Genomic DNA, 18,303 nt, shown 5'->3' on the forward strand with positions numbered 1-18,303 from the left:
GCTACGACGGGGGCGACGGCCGGAATCGGCCCGGTCACGTCCCCGGCCGAGGCACGGGAGTCGATCGGTACCGCCGTCGGCGATCTGGCCGACGGCTGGGACCTGGCCGGGGAGCTGCCGGTCGGGCTGCTGCGCGACCTCGGCGCCCGGGGCCTGCTCTGCGCCCAGGTCGCCACCCGCTACGGCGGACCGGGCCTGAGCAGTGCGGAGAACGGCGAGCTGACCGCGTACACCGGCGCCCTGTGCAGTTCCCTGCGGAGCGTTCAGACCTCGCAGGGCATGGCCGCCTGGACCGTCGGACGGCTCGGCGACGCCGAGCAGCGGCGCCGCTATCTGGCCGCGCTCACCGGCGGCGAGCTGGCGGCCGTGGCGTTCAGCGAGCCGGAGGCCGGGAGCGATCTGGCCGCCATGACGACCCGGATCCGGCGGGACGGCGACACCCTCGTGGTCGACGGCGCCAAGAAGTGGATCACGGCGGCCCGGTACGCCGACCATCTGGTGGTCTTCGGCCGGTACGAGGACGACACGGCCACCGCCGCCGACCCGGTCAGCGGTGGGCGCGGCGGCGGCGGTACGGACGCGGCGGCAGTCGTGGTCGTACCGCGCGACGCGCCCGGGGTGACCGTGGAACCGGTCGCCGATCCCCTCGGCTGCCGGGCCGCGGGCCACTCCCATCTGGCCTTCGACGGGGTACGGGTACCGGCGACGGCCCTGCTGGGCGGCGGCGAGTTCGCCCTGTCCCTGCTGGTCACCACGGCCCTCACCTACGGCAGGCTCTCGGTCGCCTGGGGCTGTACCGGCATTCTGCGGGCCTGTCTGAAGGCCGCCGTACGCCACGCCTCGGCCCGTAAGCAGTTCGGCGTACCGCTCGCCGGGCACCAGCTGGTCTCCCGCCATCTGGCGGAGCTGCTGGTGGCCGAGCGGAACGCCACCCGCGCCTGCGAACACGCCAGCCGCTGCTGGGACGAACGGCTGCCCGAACTGCCGTCGGCCGCCGTCCTCGCCAAGCACATCGGCGCCACCGGCGCGGCGGCGGGCGCGGCGTCGGCGGTCCAGGTCCTGGCGTCGGCGGGCGCCCGGGACGGCCATGTGGTCGCCCGCGCCTACCGGGACGCCAAGCTGATGGAGATCATCGAGGGCAGCAACGAGATCAGCCAACTGCTGCTGGCGGAGCACGCGCTGACGACGGCGGGCTGACCCGCGGACGCCCGTCTCCCGCCTTCCGGCCCTTCCGACCTTTTCGAACCGTCTGTGCTGGCTGAGCCCTTCGGCGAACAGCCGTGATCCGAGCGGGAGATGTGATGGAACCGACGACGACCATGGTGAAGTGCCTGGTCTGGGATCTGGACAACACCCTGTGGAACGGGACCCTGTCCGAGGACGACGAGGTGGAGCTGTTCCCCGGAGTGGTGGAGGTCATCCGGGCCCTGGACGCGCGCGGCATCCTCCACGCCGTCGCCAGCAAGAACGACTTCGAACCGGCGTGGCGGCGCCTCGAAGAACTCGGTATCGCCGACTACTTCGTGGTCCCGAGGATCAACTGGGGTCCCAAGTCCGACTCCGTACGCGAGATCGCGGAGAAGCTGAAGTTCGCGCCGCACACCATCGCCTTCGTCGACGACCGCCCCGCCGAACTGGCCGAGGTCGCCTTCCATCTGCCGGAGGTGCGCGGCTATCCGGCCGACGAGGTGCCGAATCTGCCCGGACTGCCCGAGTTCAGTCCGCCGACGGTGACCGTGGACTCCCGGCGGCGCCGCCGGATGTACCAGGCGGGCTTCGCCCGGGAGCGGGAGCAGGAGAGCTTCACCGGGCCCGACGAGGAGTTCCTGAAGTCGCTGGAGCTGGTGCTGCGGATCGACCGGGCCGACGACGAACAGATCTCCCGGGTCGAGGAACTGACCCTGCGGACCAGCCAGATGAACGCCACCGGGATCCACTACCCGGACGAGACGCTGCGGTCGCTGCTGGACGACCCGGACCACGAGGTCCTGACGGCGACGATGTCGGACCGGTTCGGCCCGCACGGCGCGGTCGGCGTACTGCTGCTGGCCACCCATCCGTCGGTCTGGCACGTCAAACTGCTGGCGACCTCCTGCCGGGTGGTGAGCTTCGGCGCCGGGGCGGCCCTGCTGAACTGGCTGAGCGACCAGGCCGCCCGTGCCGGGGTCCATCTCGTCGCCGACTTCCGGCGCACCGAACGCAATCGGATGATGGAGGTCGCGTACCGGTTCGCCGGATACGAGAGCGCCCCCTGCGGCTGCCTCGACGAACTGGGCGCCCCCGGTCACGAGGGCGTCCAGCGGCTCCATCTGACCCCGGCCCGGCAGTCGCCGTCGCCGACCATCGACCTGGCGGGACCCGATCTCGCCAAGGAGCACGGGTTCTGAGCAGCGGCACCCGTGACGAGCGGCGGCGGGTTACCCCACCCGCCGCCGCTTGTCTTTTCACGACCGGGACGCCGTACTCATGGGCCTCTCGTTCCGGCCACACGCCGTCAGTGGCTGGTCGCGCAGTTCCCCGCGCCCCTATGCCTTCGGCAATGGGGCCCGGTCCTCCTGGAAGACCGCGCCTCGGACCGGTCGTTCATATCCAACGGTGTGACGGGGAGTTCAGGGGCGCGGGGAACCGCGCGAGCAACCAGCGACGGCGTCCGGCCGGCCCACGGAGGCGCACACGTACGGCGCCGCCCTCGACAGACGGGCGTCAGCGCTTCCGCGCCAGCGTCAGCCCGTCGGCGAACGGCAGCAGCGTCAGATCGATCCGCTCGTCGTCCCGCAGCGCCTCGTTGAACTTCCGGATCGCCTCGGTGTCGGTGTCGTCGGCCCCGGGGTCGACGACCCGGCCGAAGAACAGGGTGTTGTCGACGGCGATCAGCCCCCCGGGCCGTACCAGCGGCAGGGCGTCCTCGTAGTAGCGCGCGTAGCCGGTCTTGTCGGCGTCGATGAAGACCAGGTCGACGGAGCCGGGGCCCAGTTCGTCCAGCAGCCGGGCGAGGGTGTCGGCGGCGTCGCCGACGGCCACCTCGATCCGGTCGGCGACCCCGGCGCGCTCCCAGTAGGGGCGGCCGATCCGGGGCCAGCGGGGGCTGATGTCGCAGGTGACGAGCCGGCCGTCGGCGGGCAGGGCCCGGGCCAGGCAGAGGGTGCTGTAGCCGGTGAAGGTACCGACCTCCACCACGGTCCGCGCGCCGACGAGGCCCGCCAGCAGCCCGAGGAACTGGCCCTCCTCCGCCATCAGCTGCATCGCCGCCCCGCCGGGCAGGGCGGCGGTCTCCCGGCGCAACTCGGCCAGCAGCGCGTCCTCGCGGAGGGAGACCTCGCGGACATAGCCGCGCAAGGTCTCGTCGAGCTCCACCTGTCCGGCCATCAGCGCCCCCTCGTCGTCGGCCCGGTCCGCCCGGGCGGCCCGGCGCCGACCGGCCCGTAGGTCCGGACCCGGCTGCGGGCCCCGCCAGCCTAGGAGCGGCCGCGGCGGGCCGGTAACCCCTAACTCCCCCGCCGCGGCGGCCGGGAGGAGCCGGTTCCCGGGCCGTCCTCTCGCCGGTGATCGTGGCTTTTCCGGTGCTCCGTACCCCGGCCGCCACCCCTATCCGCCCCTGTTCGGGGCCGGATTCCGGCGCCGCGCCGGTACCCCGGTGGTAGGGATGGAGCCATGACACGCATGATCTACGTCCATCTTCCCGTCAAGGATCTCTCCGTCTCCACGGCGTTCTTCGAGAAGCTCGGTTTCGCCCTCAACCCGGAGTTCAGCGGTGACGACGTCGCCTGTGTCGACTTCGGCGACGCCGTGCACGCGATGCTGCTGACCGAGCCGTTCTACCGGACGTTCACCGACCGGGAGATCGCGGACGCCCGGCAGGTGAGCGAGACCCTGCTCTGTCTGACCGCGGACAGCCGCGAGGAGGTGGACCGCCTGGTCGACACCGCGATCTCCTCCGGCGGCAGCGCGGCCGGCTCGGTCAAGGACCAGGGCCCGGTCTACAGCCGGGGCTTCGCGGACCCGGACGGCCACCACTGGGAGATCATGTTCATGGACGTCGCGGCCCTCGCCCAGGGCTGACGCGCCGTACCGTCCGAACATACGGAACGGCCCGGATCCCCGCGGGGGTCCGGGCCGTTCCGTGTCCACATCAACGGGGCCGGTGGTCAGTAGTCGCGCCACTCGTGGCGGGTGTACTCGACGACCACGGGATCGAGCAGCGTACTGGCGCGTACGTCACGGGGACGGCGGTCCACCGGGAAGACCGTGGACGCCTTCAGTACGTCGGCGTCGAGGAACCGCAGCTTCGGCGCGCCGTCGGCCAGCCTGGGCTCGGGGGCGGGGCCGCCCTTGCCCCGGGTGGCGAGGACGTATCCCCAGTTGCCGAAGCTGGGGACGTCGACCTGGTACTGCGTGGTGGTGTATCCGGCCTCGCGGACGGTCTTCACGATGGACCAGTACGTCTTGGGGGCGAAGAAGGGCGAGCCGCCCTGGACCAGGACCCGGGCGCCGGGGTTCAGGACCCGGCCGAGCAGATGGTAGAACTCCACGCTGTACAGCTTGGCGAGGGCGGCGGTGTCGGGGTCGGGGAAGTCGATGACCACGGTGTCGTACCGCTGGTCCGCGTCCCGCAGCCAGTTGAAGGCGTCGGCGTTGACGGCGGTCACCCGGGGGTCCCGGAGCGCGTCGCCGTTCAGTTCGCGCAGCGGCCCGTACGTCCGGGCGAGCCGGGTGACCGCGGGATCGAGATCGACCAGGGTGACCCGGTCCACGTCGTCGTAGCGCAGCACCTCGCGCAGGGCCAGCGCGTCCCCGCCGCCGAGGATCAGTACCGACGAGCGGTCGCCCGACATCGCCGGATGGACCAGGGCCTCGTGGTAGCGGTACTCGTCCACGGAGGAGAACTGCAGATCGCCGTTGAGGAAGAGCCGCAGATCGGGCGAGCCGGTGAAGGCGGTGGACCGGGTGAGGACGATGTCCTGGTACGGCGTGGTCTCCGCGTGCACGATCGGATCGCGGTAGAGCTGCTGGCGGGCGGTGACCTCGATGTCGTCGGCCAGGGCGTAGACCGTGCCCAGCACGGCGAGGACCCCGGCCATCCCGGCGACCAGGGAGAAGCGGACGATCCGCCGGGTCTCCTTGCGGAAGATCCACAGTACGACGATCACCCCCGCCACGGCGTTCACCGCGCCCACCACCAGCGCCCCCTTGAGCTGGCCGAAGACGGGGAGCAGGAAGAGGGGGAAGGCGAGCCCGCCGACGAGGGCGCCGATGTAGTCCACGGCGAACATATCGGCGACCGCGCTGCCCGCCTCCTGCCGCCGGATCCGCTGGAGCAGCGTCATCAGCAGCGGGATCTCGGCGCCGATCAGCAGACCCACCACGAAGGAGACCACGACCATGGCGGGCATATAGATCCGCAGCCAGGCGAAGCAGACGTAGAGGATCAGTACCGAGAGCCCGCCGACCAGCGCCAGCGCGCCCTCGACCAGGGCGAAGCCGCCGACGGCGCGCTTCTGGAGGGGTTTGGCGGCGAGTGATCCGATGCCCATGGCGAAGACCATGACGGAGAGGACCACCGAGGTCTGCATCACCGAGTTGCCGATGAGATACGAGCCGAGGGCGGTCAGCGCCAGCTCGTAGACCAGTCCGCAGGCGGCGCAGATGAAGACCGCGAGCATCAGCAGGAACCGGGCCCCCCGGGACGGGGGGATCCGGATGTCCTCGTCCTGTTCCGGGGGCGCCGCCGGGGCCCCGGGCTCCGCCGTGGTGGTGCTCACCGTGGGGTTAGGAGACGGCGGCGCCGACCATGAAGGCCGCGCCGAGATAGGTGGCCGCCATCACCCAGGCAGCCGGGTGGGGGCGGTCGCCCTCGTCCTCCAGGGCGGCCGCGCCGAGCTTTCCGGGCGTCAGCAGACCGACGACGAGGGAGATCAGCGTCATCACGACGACCCCGGCGAGTCCGTAGAGCAGGGTGCTGCCGAGGCCGTGGCCCAGGCCCTGCTCCGACTCGCTGGCACGGATGGACTCGCCGATGACCAGTCCGATGGCGACGGTCTGCCCGGCGAGGAGCACCGCGGCGCCGCGGTTGCGCTCGGACCACACGACGTGGAAGAGCTTGCCGGGGGTGACCAGGTCGAGGGCGATGAATCCGGCCGCCATGACGACGAAGCCGACGAGTCCGTAGAGCAGTGCGGTACCTGCCGACTCGAAAATCTCAGCCACGGGGGTGCCTTTCGGGAACGTGATGGAAGGTCTTGAGGGGTGGGCGGGCGACGGCCGGGGTCACTTGCCGGAGCCGGGGCCCCCGCCGCGGAAGCTCTGGGTGGCCGGGTCGGGCCAGGAGCTGTACTGGAGCTGGGTGTAGTGCCGCTGATAGCCGGTGCGGTAGTCGTCGACCTCGATCAGCGTGCCCTCACGGACCTTGGTGACCGCCACGATGTCGTCGTCGTAGCGGAGGAAGACCCGCCCGTCGATGTCCTTGCGGTCCCGCGACGCGGTGTTGGTGTGGATCTCGCCCGCGACCACGGACGGGACGTCGGTCCGGTCGAGATAGCCCGAGGTGTGCGAGGAGTAGGTGGAGCGGATCCACGAGATCGGTACGTCGTTGTCGGGGCGGTCGTCGTCCTTGCTGCCGGAGCAGCCGGCCAGCGCGGCACCGACCAGCACAATCGCCGTGATGCGTCGGGTGGTCTTCATCGGGCCTCCAGCCGGGTGCGCGTCGCCACGATCCGGCGGCTCTGCGGATAGGTGTGCCAGGTGTGCCAGATCAGCCCGGTTCGCCCGGTCCGACCGCCTCGTCCGGCGGCGGAAGCGGCCGGGCCACTCGGGCCGGTCTCTTCGGACGGGGCCTCGGCGGCGTCCACGACGAGCGCCGTCACGGCCTCCGGGTCGCCGGGGAAGACCCCGTACAGGGCATGGGGATGGGCTTCGGTACGCCGCAGGATCTCGGCCACCCGGTGGCCGAACTCCGGACCGGTATAGCGGCGCACCTCGGCGCTGAAGCGGTACGTCCAGTCGTCGAACTCGCGCACCGCGTCCGGCAGCCCGCCCGCGCCGCCGGGCAGACAGGCCACGGTCTCGGCCACCGGGCCCGCGAAGACCTGGTGCGAGGCTCCCAGCAGCCGGAGCCGGACCTCGGTCCCGCCGACGGTCAGCTCACGGACGGCGAGGGCGGGCAGCGGCGGCAGGCCGAGGGCGAAGGAGAGCTGGTCGGCGTCGGTGTCCTGATAGGGCGTCGCGAGGGCCCGTATGCCGCTCATCCCGCGCGGTCCGGACGGCGGCACCGTACGGTCCGCCGGTACGCCCCGCGCACCGGCCGGGGCTCCGGCCCCGTTCCCGTACCGCGGCCGTCCCGGCCACCGCGTCGCCGACCGGCGGCATACCCGCCCGTACGTTTCCGTTCCCCACCCGTCCAGGTGGGAACGGCAGCACCGTCCACCATCTCTCGCCCCCCGTGTTCACGACCGCGCAATCGCGCCGCCGTGCATGCTACAACCGCCCCCGGAGTCGTTCGGCGGAGGGGGGCGGAGGCCGGGCCTCCGAGGTCAAGGCAGGGGTACGGCTCCGACCCCGGCCGGAGCCGGCGGCGCGACCGGGGTCCGGGCGAAGGCGAGACAGGGGTTCCGGCGGGTCGCTGACGGGAAACGGGCAGGGCATAAAGGGCGCTACGAGGACGGAGCACCGGGCGGGCCGGGCGTCAGCCGCCGCCGGGGCCGCCGCCCTGGAGCCGCTCCAGATCGACGGGCCGGATCCGGATCACGACCAGGGCGATCACGGCCGCGATCACACCGAAGACGGCGGCGACCACGAAAGCGGCGGCGATCCCATGGGTGAGGACCTCCGACGCCCAGGGCTCCGGCAGCCGCCCGGTCCGGCGGAAGGCGATCCGCTCGGCCGGACTGGCCCCGGCGAGAAACCGGGGCACCAGCCGCGCGGCCTCGTTGCCGCTGGCCGTACCGAAGACGGTGACCAGAATGGAGAGCCCGAGCGACCCGCCGACCTGCTGCATCGTATTCAGCAACCCGGTCGCGGCCCCCGTCTCCCGCTGCGGCACCCCGGAGACCGCGGTCAGCGTCAGGGAGACGAACTGCATCCCCATCCCGGCGCTGAACACCAGCATCGGCCCGAGCACGCTCCCGGCGTAGGTGGAGTCCACCCGGATCTGGGTGAGCCAGCTCAGCCCGCCCGCCGCCAGCAGCGCGCCGACGACGATAAAGGGCTTGGGCCCGTAGCGCGGCAGCAGCCTGGAGGTGACGGTGGCCCCGACCGCGATCACGGCGCTCACCGGGAGAAACGCCAGCCCGGCCCGGAGCGGGCTGAGGCCGAGCACGTCCTGGACGTAGAGGGTGAGGAAGAAGAACATCCCGAAGATCGCGGCGGCCAGACAGAGCATGATCCCGTAGCTGCCCGCGCGATTGCGTTCGGCGAGCATGTGCAGCGGGGTGATCGGCTGCCGGGAGCGCCGCTCGATCAGCAGGAAGGCCGTCAGCAGCACGATCGCGGCGGCGAACGAGAGCAGGGTGAACCGGTCGGTCCAGCCGTGCTGGGCGGCCCGGATGAACCCGTAGACCAGGGAGACCATGCCCAGGGTCGCGGTGAACGCCCCCGCGAGGTCGAAATGGCCCGGATGCCGCTCGGACTCCCGGATATGGCGTGGGGTGGCCAGCAGGATCAGCACGGCGATCGGGACGTTCACAAAGAACACCCACCGCCAGTCGAGCCATTCGACCAGCATGCCGCCCGCCAGCAGCCCGATCGCACCGCCACCGGCCGAGACGGCGGCGAACACCCCGAACGCCCGGTTCCGCTCGGGCCCCTCCCGGAACGTGGTGGTGATCAGAGCCAGCGCCGTCGGCGACGCGACGGCCCCGCCCACCCCCTGGAGGGCACGGGCGGCCAGCAGTTGCCCCGGCTCCTGCGAAAGCCCCCCGAGCAACGACGCGAACGCGAAGAGCGCCACGCCGAACATGAAGACCCGACGGCGCCCCAGGATGTCCCCGGCCCGGCCACCGAGCAGCAGCAGCCCGCCGAAGGTGAGGGTATAGGCGTTGACCACCCACACCAGGCTGGTGGTGGAGAACCCCAGATCCTTCTGGATATGCGGCAGGGCGATATTCACGATGGTGATGTCCAGGACCACCATCAGCTGGCAGGCGGCGATCACGAACAACGCGACGCCCTTGCCGTCACCCCCGGCCCGGCCCTGTGCGTCGGCCGTCTCCCGGGCCGGTCCCGGGTCCTGGGGCGGTCCCGAGTTCGGAGTCGTCATATCGCATCACCCCCCGGTGCGGTGGGGTCCGGCCGCGCGGTACGCGGTGCGCCCTCCGGCACCCCGCGCCCACCCATCGACATTAAGCCCGCCCCGTATCCCCCACCAGTCGATCACCCCGCTCCCCCACGCGCCGATCGGCGAGCTCCGGCGCTTCCGGCCCCGGACCGGGAACTGACCCTAGAGTGATCACGTGGCCGACCAGCACACCCCCCGCTCGCTCATCGTCACCCTCTACGGCGCGTATGGGCGCGAGTACCCCGGTCCGCTCCCCGTGGCCCGGCTGATCCGGCTGATGGCGGCGCTCGGCGTCGACGCGCCCTCCGTACGCTCCGCCGTCTCCCGGCTCAAACGGCGCGGACTGCTGCTCTCCGACCGCGCCACGGACGGCGCCGCGGGCTACGACCTGTCGGCGGACGCCCGGCAGTTGCTCGACGACGGCGACCGCCGGATCTACGACCATCGCACCCCGCTGCTCTCCGACGGCTGGGTCCTGGCCGTCTTCTCCGTGCCCGAGGCCGAACGTCACAAGCGCCATCTGCTCCGTTCCCGTCTCCACCGGCTCGGTTTCGGCTCCGCCGCGCCGGGTGTCTGGGTCGCCCCCGCCCGGCTGTACGAGGAGACCCGCCACACCCTGCGCCGACTTGAGCTCGACCCCTATGTCGAGTTGTTCCGCGGGGCTCACCTCGGCTTCGCCGCCACCTCCGAGGCCGTGGCCGGCTGGTGGGACCTGGGTGCCGTCGCCAAGGCGCACGAGGACTTCCTCGCCGCGCACGAGCCCCTGCTCCACCAGTGGTCGACGAGCCGGGCCGCGACGCCCGAAGACGCCTACCGGGACTATCTGTTCGTCCTCGACTCCTGGCGGCGACTGCCCTACACCGATCCCGGGCTGCCTACCGAGTTGCTGCCGGAGGGCTGGCCGGGCGGGCGCTCGACGAAGGTCTTCCGGGAGATCCACGATCTGCTGCGCGACACGGGCGCGGCCTTCTTCCACCGGCCGGACGGGGAGCATCAGCCCGATCCGGACACCGACATCCCGGTCGGACCGTCCCTCGACGGCACCGTGGACGACGGCACCGTCGGCCTGCCGCCCGCCTCTGCCTCCTCCCCCAGCGATCAGCGCCCGTGACTCCCGTCACGAGTCCGCGACAGACCGGATCCGTACCGCCCGGATCACCCCTGCGCGGCCCGCCCGTCGACCTGACCGGCGAGGGTCGCCACCAGTACGGCCTTGATGGTGTGCAGCCGGTTCTCCGCCTCGTCGAAGACGACGGAGTGAGCCGATTCGAAGACCTCGTCCGTCACTTCCAGCTCGGTCAGCCCGTAGGCGTCGTGGATCTCCCGCGCCACCGAGGTCTCCAGATCGTGGAACGCGGGAAGGCAGTGCAGGAACTTGACGTCCGGATTGCCGGTGGCGCGCAGCACGTCCATGGTGACGGCGTACGGCCCCAGGGACTTGATCCGCTCCTCCCAGACCTCCTTGGGCTCCCCCATCGACACCCATACGTCGGTGGCGACGAAGTCAGCGCCCCGGACACCCTCGGCGACGTCCTCGGTGAGGGTGATCCGCGCCCCGCTGGCCTCGGCCAGCTCCCGGGCCCGGTCCCTGACCCCCTCGGCGGGCCAGTACTCCCGGGGCGCCACGATCCGGACGTCCATCCCCAGCAGGGCGCCGGTGATCAGATAGGAGTTGCCCATATTGAACCGGGCGTCCCCGAGGTAGGCGAAGGCGATCCCGGTCAGCGGCTTCTCGCTCCGCTCCACCATCGTGAGCACGTCGGCGAGCATCTGGGTGGGGTGCCAGTCGTCGGTGAGTCCGTTGTAGACCGGGACCCCGGCATGGGCCGCCAGCTCCTCCACCGTCGACTGCGCGTCGCCCCGGAACTCGATGGCGTCGAACATCCGGCCGAGCACCCGCGCGGTGTCCTTCGCGGACTCCTTGCGGCCGATGTGCGAGCCCGACGGGTCGATATACGTCGTGGACGCGCCCTGGTCGGCCGCGGCGACCTCGAAGGCGCAACGGGTCCTGGTCGACGGCTTTTCGAAGATCAGCGCGATGTTCTTCCCGGTCAGCAGCCGCTCCTCGGCACCCGCCCGCTTGGCCGCCTTGAGCCGGGCCGCGAGGTCGACGAGTCCGCGGAACTCGTCGGCGGTGAAGTCCAGCTCCTTGAGGAAGTGGCGGCCTTCGAGATGTATCGCCATGGGTGCTCCTGGGACGGCGGACGAGGGGCGAACGGAACGCGGCGCGCGACCTCGTCACGCGCCCCGCCCGGCCGCCGGTGGAATTTCATGCGGTGTTCCGTATCACTATACAGAGTGCCCTCCGACCGCCCCCGGCAAACCCCGGAAGATCACACCGCGTCCCGTTCGACGGGGCAGCTCATGCACCGCGGGCCGCCCCTCCCCCGCCCCAGCTCGCTCCCGGGGATCTCGATCACCTCGATGCCCTCCCGGCGCAGATGAGTGTTGGTGGTCGCGTTGCGTTCGTAGGCCACCACCACCCCCGGCTCCACCGCGAGCACATTGCAGCCGTCGTCCCACTGCTCCCGCTCGGCCGCGTGCACGTCCTGGGTGGCGGTGAGCACCCGGATGTCCGTCAGCCCGAGCGCCGCGGCGATCGCGCTGTGCATCTGCTCCGGCGGATGGTCGCTGACCTTGAGCGCCTGCGGGCCCCCGGCCGGTTCGATCGTGTACGAGCGGAGCATGCCGAGGCCCGCGTACTGGGTGAAGGTGTCCCGGTCGACCATGGTCATCACGGTGTCGAGATGCATGAAGGCCCGGCGCTTGGGCATGTCGAGCGCGACAATCGTCCGGGCCGAACCGGCCGCGAACAGCCCTCGCGCCAGCATCTCCACCGCCTGCGGCGTGGTCCGCTCGCTCATCCCGATCAGGACGGCGCCGTTCCCGATGACCAGCACGTCCCCGCCCTCGATGGTGGAGGGATAGTCGCTCTGCCCCTGCGACCAGTGGTGGAACGGTCCGGCCTCGGGCCCGGTGAAGAGGGGGTGGTGCCGGTAGATCGCCTCGAAGTGCACCGTTTCCCGGCGCCGGGCTGGCCAGCGCATGGCGTTGATCGACACCCCGTCGTAGATCCAGGCGGAGGTGTCGCGGGTGAAGAGATGATTGGGCAGCGGATCGAGCAGGAAGTCGTCCAGGTCCATCGCGTGGAACCGGACGGACGTCGGCTCCGGGTGCCCGGCGAGGAACTCCCGTTTGGTCATCCCGCCGATCAGGGCCTCCACCAGACCGGGGGTGGGCATCTCGTCGAAGACGGCCCGCAGATGGCCGGTGGCCAGCGGGCCGTACTCCTTCTCGTCGAAGACCCGGTCGAGGACGAGGGCCCGCGCGTCGGTGATCTCCAGCGCCTCGCGCAGCAGATCGCCGAAGAGATGGACCTCGACGCCCCGGTCGCGCAGGACGTCCGCGAAGCCGTCGTGCTCGGCCCGGGCGCGGCGCACCCAGAGCACGTCGTCGAAGAGGAGGGCGTCCTTGTTGCTGGGGGTGAGCCGCTTCAGCTCCAGATCGGGCCGGTGCAGGATGACCCGGCGCAGCCGCCCGGTCTCGGAGTCGACATGGAATCCCATGGTCCCATCCTCACCGCCGGGGCCGTCTTTCACTCGGTGGACACCGGTACCTTCCGCCTCGCCCGATGGGAGCGGGCGGGGCGGGAGGGCCGGGGCGGGGGCGGTACGGCGCGAGCGCGCCGTACCGCCCCGGTCCGTTCAGAGCCTCGGGTCCACCGGCTCCGACTCCAGCGCCAGTACCGCGAACACGGCCTCGTGGATCCGCCACAGCGGCTCGTCGCCGCCCAGCCGGTCGAGCGCCTCGACACCGAGGCCGTACTCCCGGAGCGCGAGGGACCGCTTGTGGTTGAGGAATCGCTTCCGCAGCTGTTCCAGATGGACCGGACGCGTGTACTCGGGGCCGTAGATGATCCGCAGGTACTCCCGTCCCCGCACCTTGATCCCGGGCTGGACCAGCGCCCCCTTCGGGGTGCGCCCGAGCGGCTGGAGCGGCTTGACCACCATGCCCTCGCCGCCGCGCCCGGTCATCTCCAGCCACCAGTCGGTCCCGGCGCGTACGGACTCCTCGTCGCCGGTGTCGACCACGAGCCTGCGGGTGACCTGGAGCAGCCCGGTGGGGTCGTGCTCCACCATCCGGTCGATCAGCCTGAGCTGTTCGTCGTGGGGCGTGCCCGCGAGGGAGCGTCCCCGGGCGGCGAGGATCTGGAACGGCGCCAGCCGTACGCCCTCCAGTCCGTCCGTGGGCCAGCAGTAGCGGCGGTACGCGTCGACGAAGGCACCGGCGTCGACGGCTCGCTCCCGCTGGGCGGCGAGCAGTCCACCGATGTCGACGCCTCGTCCGGCGGCGGCCTCCAGGGCACCTGTGACCTGCGGGAAGACGGCTCCGGCGGCGGCGCCGACGGCCGCGTACTGGTTGCGCAGCAGTCCGGACGCCTTCAGCGACCAGGGCATCAGCTCGGCGTCCAGCAGCAGCCAGTCGGTGTCGAGTTCGTCCCAGAGCCCGGCGGCGGTCACGGCCGACCGCAGCCGGTCGAGTATCCGCTCGGTGAAGGACTCGTCGGCGAAGAAGGGCCGGCCGGTACGGGTGTACAGCGCGCCGGTCGGGCCCCCGGTGCCGTCCGGGGCGCCGACGCCGAACCGTTCGTACGCCGCGGCGGCGTTCCGGCAGACCAGGGCGACGGCCCGGGAGCCCATGTGCTTCTCCTGGCAGACGACCCGGTCCACACCGTCCTCGCGGTACTGCGCGAACGCCTCGGCCGGGTGCTCCAGATAGCCCTCGGCCGTCGAGGTCGCGGTGGGTGCCATGGTGGGCGGCAAGTAGACCAGCAGCCGGGGGTCGACCGCGAACCGGCTCATCACCTCCAGGGCCGCCGCCGCGTTCTCCTCCCGGACCCCGACCCGGGCCATGTGCGTGGTCTCGACGACCCGGCGCCCCTGGACGTCGGTCAGGTCGAGGGGCCGTCCCTCACGGGCTCCGGGGGCCTCGGTGAGCAGCGGCTTGACCGGTTCGTACCAGACCTTCTCGGCCGGGACGTCCACCAGCTCGCGTTCGGGCCAGCGCAGGGCGGTCATCTTGCCGCCGAAGACCACTCCGGTGTCGAGGCAGATGGTGTTGTTGATCCAGGAGGTGTTGGGCACGGGGGTGTGGCCGTAGACCACGGCGGCGCGGCCCCGGTAGTCCTCGGCCCAGGGGTAGCGGACGGGCAGGCCGAACTCGTCGGTCTCGCCGGTGGTGTCCCCGTAGAGCGCGTGGGAGCGGACCCGGCCGGAGGTGCGGCCGTGGTACTTCTCCGGCAGACCGGCGTGGCAGACCACCAGGTCGCCGCCGTCGAGTACGTAGTGGCTGACCAGCCCGTCGATGAACTCCCGGACCTGCTCCCGGAAGTCGGGGTCCTTCTCGTCCTCCCGTTCCAGCTGTTCGACGGTCTCGGCGAGGCCGTGGGTGATCTGAACGTTCCGGCCCTTCAGATAACGGCCGAGCTTGTTCTCGTGGTTCCCGGGGACGCAGAGGGCGTTTCCGGCCGCGACCATGGACATCACCAGCCGCAGTACGCCGGGGCTGTCGGGGCCCCGGTCGACCAGGTCGCCGACGAAGACCGCGGTCCGGCCGTCCGGGTGCGCCCCGTTCTCGTAGCCGAGTTCGGCGAGCAGGGTCTCCAGTTCGGAGCGGCAGCCGTGGATGTCGCCGATGATGTCGAAGGGGCCGGTGAGGTGGCGGAGGTCGTTGTAGCGGCGCTCGAGGACGACTTCGGCCGTGTCGACCTCGGCGACGTCCCGCAGGACGTGGACCTTGCGGAAGCCCTCGCGTTCGAGTCCGCGCAGGGAGCGGCGGAGTTCGGCCCGGTGGCGTTTGATGACCCGGCGGGGCATTCCGGCCCGGTCGGGGCGGACGGCGTTCCGCTCGGCGCAGACCTCCTCGGGCAGATCGAGGACGATCGCGATGGGCAGGACGTCGTACTCACGGGCCAGCCGGACGAGCTGCTTGCGGCCCTCGGCCTGGACGTTGGTGGCGTCGACGACGGTCAGCCGTCCGGCGGCCAGCCGCTTGCCCGCGATGTAGTGGAGGACGTCGAAGGCGTCCTTGCTGGCCGACTGGTCGTTCTCGTCGTCGGCGACCAGCCCGCGGCAGAAGTCCGACGAGACGATCTCGGTGGGCTTGAAGTGGCGGCGGGCGAAGGTGGACTTGCCGGAGCCGCTGGCGCCGATGAGGACGACGAGGGAGAGGTCGGTGACCGGCAGGCGCCGCCCGCCGGGGGTGCCGGTCAGGGGCTGGTCGCCGCCGTCCGGGGTGTCGACACTGCCGGTGGTACCGGTCTCGTGGGTGGTCATGCGGCCTTCGCCTCCTTCTCGGCGCTGTCGTTCGTGGTGTCGGGTCCGGTGTCGGTCCGGGTGAAGACCGCCATCTGGGTGGGCGGTCCGACCTCGGGGTCGTCGGGGCCTACGGGGAGGTACGCGACGGTGTAGCCGGTCCGTTCGGCGACGGTGTCCGCCCAGTTCCGGAACTCCTCGCGGGTCCACTCGAAGCGGTGGTCCCCATGGCGTACGTGTCCGGCCGGGAGGGATTCCCAGCGGACGTTGTACTCGACGTTCGGGGTGGTGACGACCACCGTCGCGGGCCGGGCCGCGCGGAAGACCGCGTACTCCAGGGCGGGCAGTCGCGGCAGATCGAGATGTTCGATCACCTCGCTCAGCACGGCGGCGTCATAGCCGGTGAGCCGCTTGTCGGTGTAGGTGAGGGCGCCCTGGATCAGCTGGACGCGGCCGGCCTGCCGTTCGCCCAGCCGGTCCAGGCGCAGCCGCCGGGCGGCGATGGTCAGCGCCCGGACGGAGACGTCGACACCGACGATCTCGGTGAAGCGGACGTCCTTGAGGAGCGCCTGGACCAGCTGTCCCTGTCCGCAGCCGAGGTCGAGGACGCGGCTCGACCCGCTGTCGCGGAGGACCGCCAGAATGGCCTCCCGCCTTTGTTCGGCGAGCGGAACCGGCCGTTCCTCGGTATCGGTGGTCTCGTCCACCGCGTTGTCGACGTCCTCGACTTCCAGCAGGTCCGCCTCGGCCAGCCGGACCAGTTCGAGCCGCTCGGTGGCCTGCCGGGTCAGACTCCAGCGGCGGGAGAGATAGCGGCTGGTGATGAGCTTGCGTTCGGGGTGGTCGGCGAGCCAGCCCTCTCCGGCGCGGATGAGCTTGTCGACCTCGTCCGGGGCGACCCAGTAGTGCTTGGCGTCGTCGAGGACCGGCAGCAGGACGTAGAGCTGGCGGAGCGCGTCGGCGAGCCGCAGTTCGCCCTCCAGGACCAGCCGGACGTAACGCGAATCGCCCCACTCGGGGAACTCCTCGTCCAGCGGTACCGGAACGGCCTCGACGGACGTCCAGCCCAGCGGCCCGAACAGCGCGTTCACCAGGTCGGGCCCGCCCCGGGCGGGCAGGGCCGGTACCTCGATCCGCAGCGGCATCGGCTGCTCGGCCCGTTCGGGCCTGGCCCGGCACTCCCCGCGCAGGGCGCTGCGGAAGACGGTGCTCAGCGCGACGGAGAGCAGGGAGGAGGCCGCGTACGGGCGGTCGTTGACGTACTGCGCGAGGGCGGCGTCGGGCGCGCCGCCGCGCCCCTTCTCCTTGCCCCGGCGCACCAGGGCCACGGGGTCCACCTCCAGCAGGAGGGCGGCGGTGCACCGTTCGGCGGACGCCTCGGGATAGAAGACATGGGCCCGCCCGTGCGCGGTGGGGAACGACTGCGCCTTGTCGGGATGCTTGTGCAGCAGAAAGCCCAGGTCGGTCGCGGGTCGCTCGGCGGTGCCGGTGGTACGGATCGTCAGGAACACCTGAGCGATTATGGCGGGTCCCCCCGATCCGGGTGCGTAATATCCGGGCGCCCCCGTACGGCGAAGCGCCCGGGGCGGCGCGGAACCGGGCCGTCCGGCGCCGGACGAACGCCGTCGAGCGACGGTGGAGACCGTCAACACGCGCCGTTCCGGCCCGACTTCGATCGGAGGGGGGGTTCAGTCCCGTACGGATCCGGTGCCGGGCGTCGCTCCGGGACCGCCGCCCGAATCACGGCCGTCATCACCGCCGCCATCACCGCCGGACCCGCCACCCGGAGCGGCACCGCGCGGGGCGCCGGGCGGGGAGTGGTCCGCGACGGCCGACGCGATCGCCGCGACGGTTCCCGGGCCGACCCGGCAGCAGCCGCCGACCAGCCGGGCGCCCGCGCCGAGCCAGTCGCCCACCCGCCCGGGGTCGTAGCGGACGGGACCGGTCCACCACCGCCGTCGTTCGTCCCACCCCTCCCCGCTGTTGGGGTAGGCCACGACCGGTTTGCCCGTCACCTCCGCCGCCAGCGCCACGGCCGGTCCGGTGTCGGCCGGATCGCAGCAGTTCACCCCGACGGCGATCACCTGGTCGAGCCCGCGGACGAGTTCGAACGCGGCTCCCAGCTCCTGTCCCGCCCGGGTCCGTTCACCGCGGACGGTGTACGAGAGCCAGAGCGGCACCCCGCACCCTTCGGCCGCCCTCAGCAACGCCTCCGCCTCCTCCGCGTCGGGCACGGTCTCCAGCGCCAGGACATCGGGCCCCGCGGCGGCCAGCGCCTCGATCCTGGGCCGGTGGAACCGCTCCAGCTCACGGACCGGGAGCCCGTACCGCCCCCGGTACTCGCCGCCGTCCGCCAGCACCGCCCCGTACGGCCCCACCGAGGCGGCGACCCAGGTCTCCGCACCGGCCCCGTCGGCGGCGGCCCGGGCGAGGGCCACACTCCGGGCGAACAGCGCCTCGGCCGCCGCCCGGTCCGCGCCGCGCCGGGCGAATCCCTCGAACGACGCCTGATAGCTCGCCGTGATCAGCACCCGCGCCCCCGCCGCCGTATAGGCCCGGTGCGCGGCCTCGATCACCCCGGGGTCGTCCGCCAGCAGCCGGGCCGACCACAGCTCCCCGGAGAGGTCGTGCCCCCGCTCCTCCAGCAGGGTCGCCAGCCCGCCGTCGAGCGCGAGGGCGCCCCGGGCGAGCGCGTCGGCGAGCGGACGGCCGGGGCGCACG

Annotated in this window: 15 protein-coding genes; 4 read left to right on the top strand and 11 right to left on the bottom strand. The window is 72.0% G+C overall.

Annotation, left to right across the window (positions count from 1 at the left end; translation table 11 throughout):
* Positions 1 to 24: 24 nt before the first annotated feature.
* Positions 25 to 1,197: an acyl-CoA dehydrogenase family protein gene (locus AB0G74_RS05215; RefSeq protein ID WP_361141076.1), complete on the top strand. Its 1,173-nt coding sequence runs from the start codon at positions 25 to 27 to the stop codon at positions 1,195 to 1,197.
* 104 nt (positions 1,198 to 1,301) lie between these two features.
* Complete coding sequence (locus AB0G74_RS05220) at positions 1,302 to 2,387, top strand: HAD-IIIC family phosphatase (protein ID WP_361140927.1); 1,086 nt, start codon at positions 1,302 to 1,304, stop codon at positions 2,385 to 2,387.
* Between the two features lie 316 nt (positions 2,388 to 2,703).
* On the opposite strand, the gene AB0G74_RS05225 is transcribed toward AB0G74_RS05220, so the two are convergent.
* Positions 2,704 to 3,366, bottom strand: a complete 663-nt coding sequence (locus AB0G74_RS05225) for a class I SAM-dependent methyltransferase (RefSeq protein WP_361140929.1) — start codon at positions 3,364 to 3,366, stop codon at positions 2,704 to 2,706.
* 285 nt (positions 3,367 to 3,651) lie between these two features.
* Between AB0G74_RS05225 and AB0G74_RS05230 the strand changes: the two genes are divergently transcribed.
* The gene (locus AB0G74_RS05230) at positions 3,652 to 4,059 is read left to right on the top strand and encodes a VOC family protein (RefSeq protein ID WP_361140931.1); all 408 of its coding nucleotides are present in this window, start codon (positions 3,652 to 3,654) and stop codon (positions 4,057 to 4,059) included.
* An 86-nt stretch (positions 4,060 to 4,145) separates the two neighbouring features.
* On the opposite strand, the gene AB0G74_RS05235 is transcribed toward AB0G74_RS05230, so the two are convergent.
* From AB0G74_RS05235 to AB0G74_RS05255, 5 genes are all read right to left on the bottom strand, one after another.
* Complete coding sequence (locus AB0G74_RS05235) at positions 4,146 to 5,699, bottom strand: polyamine aminopropyltransferase (RefSeq protein WP_361141078.1); 1,554 nt, start codon at positions 5,697 to 5,699, stop codon at positions 4,146 to 4,148.
* Between the two features lie 67 nt (positions 5,700 to 5,766).
* A complete protein-coding gene (locus AB0G74_RS05240) occupies positions 5,767 to 6,204 on the bottom strand; it encodes a DUF350 domain-containing protein (protein WP_361140933.1) in 438 nt (145 codons plus the stop codon).
* A gap of 60 nt (positions 6,205 to 6,264) precedes the next feature.
* Positions 6,265 to 6,678, bottom strand: coding sequence for a DUF4247 domain-containing protein (locus AB0G74_RS05245; protein WP_361140935.1), 414 nt, complete (start codon positions 6,676 to 6,678; stop codon positions 6,265 to 6,267).
* Positions 6,675 to 7,241, bottom strand: a complete 567-nt coding sequence (locus AB0G74_RS05250; protein WP_361140937.1) for a DUF2617 family protein — start codon at positions 7,239 to 7,241, stop codon at positions 6,675 to 6,677. The genes AB0G74_RS05245 and AB0G74_RS05250 overlap by 4 nt, the downstream gene beginning before the upstream one ends.
* A 437-nt stretch (positions 7,242 to 7,678) precedes the next feature.
* On the bottom strand, positions 7,679 to 9,250 hold the full coding sequence (locus AB0G74_RS05255; protein WP_361140939.1) for an MFS transporter: 1,572 nt from the start codon (positions 9,248 to 9,250) through the stop codon (positions 7,679 to 7,681).
* A gap of 193 nt (positions 9,251 to 9,443) precedes the next feature.
* Here AB0G74_RS05255 and AB0G74_RS05260 point away from each other — a divergent pair, with 193 nt between their 5' ends.
* Positions 9,444 to 10,379 (top strand): PaaX family transcriptional regulator C-terminal domain-containing protein, encoded by a 936-nt coding sequence (locus AB0G74_RS05260; protein WP_361140941.1) that lies wholly within the window; start codon positions 9,444 to 9,446, stop codon positions 10,377 to 10,379.
* A gap of 44 nt (positions 10,380 to 10,423) precedes the next feature.
* Here AB0G74_RS05260 and argF read toward each other — a convergent pair whose 3' ends face one another.
* The 5 genes from argF to mmuM form a co-directional block, all read right to left on the bottom strand.
* Complete coding sequence (gene argF, locus AB0G74_RS05265; protein WP_361140942.1) at positions 10,424 to 11,452, bottom strand: ornithine carbamoyltransferase; 1,029 nt, start codon at positions 11,450 to 11,452, stop codon at positions 10,424 to 10,426.
* A gap of 149 nt (positions 11,453 to 11,601) precedes the next feature.
* Complete coding sequence (locus AB0G74_RS05270) at positions 11,602 to 12,834, bottom strand: arginine deiminase (RefSeq protein ID WP_361140944.1); 1,233 nt, start codon at positions 12,832 to 12,834, stop codon at positions 11,602 to 11,604.
* A gap of 138 nt (positions 12,835 to 12,972) precedes the next feature.
* A complete protein-coding gene (locus tag AB0G74_RS05275) occupies positions 12,973 to 15,603 on the bottom strand; it encodes a polynucleotide kinase-phosphatase (RefSeq protein WP_361140946.1) in 2,631 nt (876 codons plus the stop codon).
* Entirely contained in the window at positions 15,600 to 17,093 is a 1,494-nt protein-coding gene (locus AB0G74_RS05280) for a 3' terminal RNA ribose 2'-O-methyltransferase Hen1 (protein ID WP_361140948.1), read from the bottom strand. Before AB0G74_RS05280 ends, AB0G74_RS05275 begins: the two co-directional genes overlap by 4 nt.
* Positions 17,094 to 17,270: 177 nt before the next feature.
* Positions 17,271 to 18,302 carry a homocysteine S-methyltransferase gene (mmuM, locus tag AB0G74_RS05285; RefSeq protein WP_361140950.1) on the bottom strand — a complete coding sequence of 344 codons (1,032 nt, stop codon included), beginning with the start codon at positions 18,300 to 18,302 and terminating at the stop codon, positions 17,271 to 17,273.
* Position 18,303: the final 1 nt, after the last annotated feature.

This window comes from Streptomyces sp. NPDC020875, assembly GCF_040641415.1.
GTDB lineage: Bacteria > Actinomycetota > Actinomycetes > Streptomycetales > Streptomycetaceae > Streptomyces.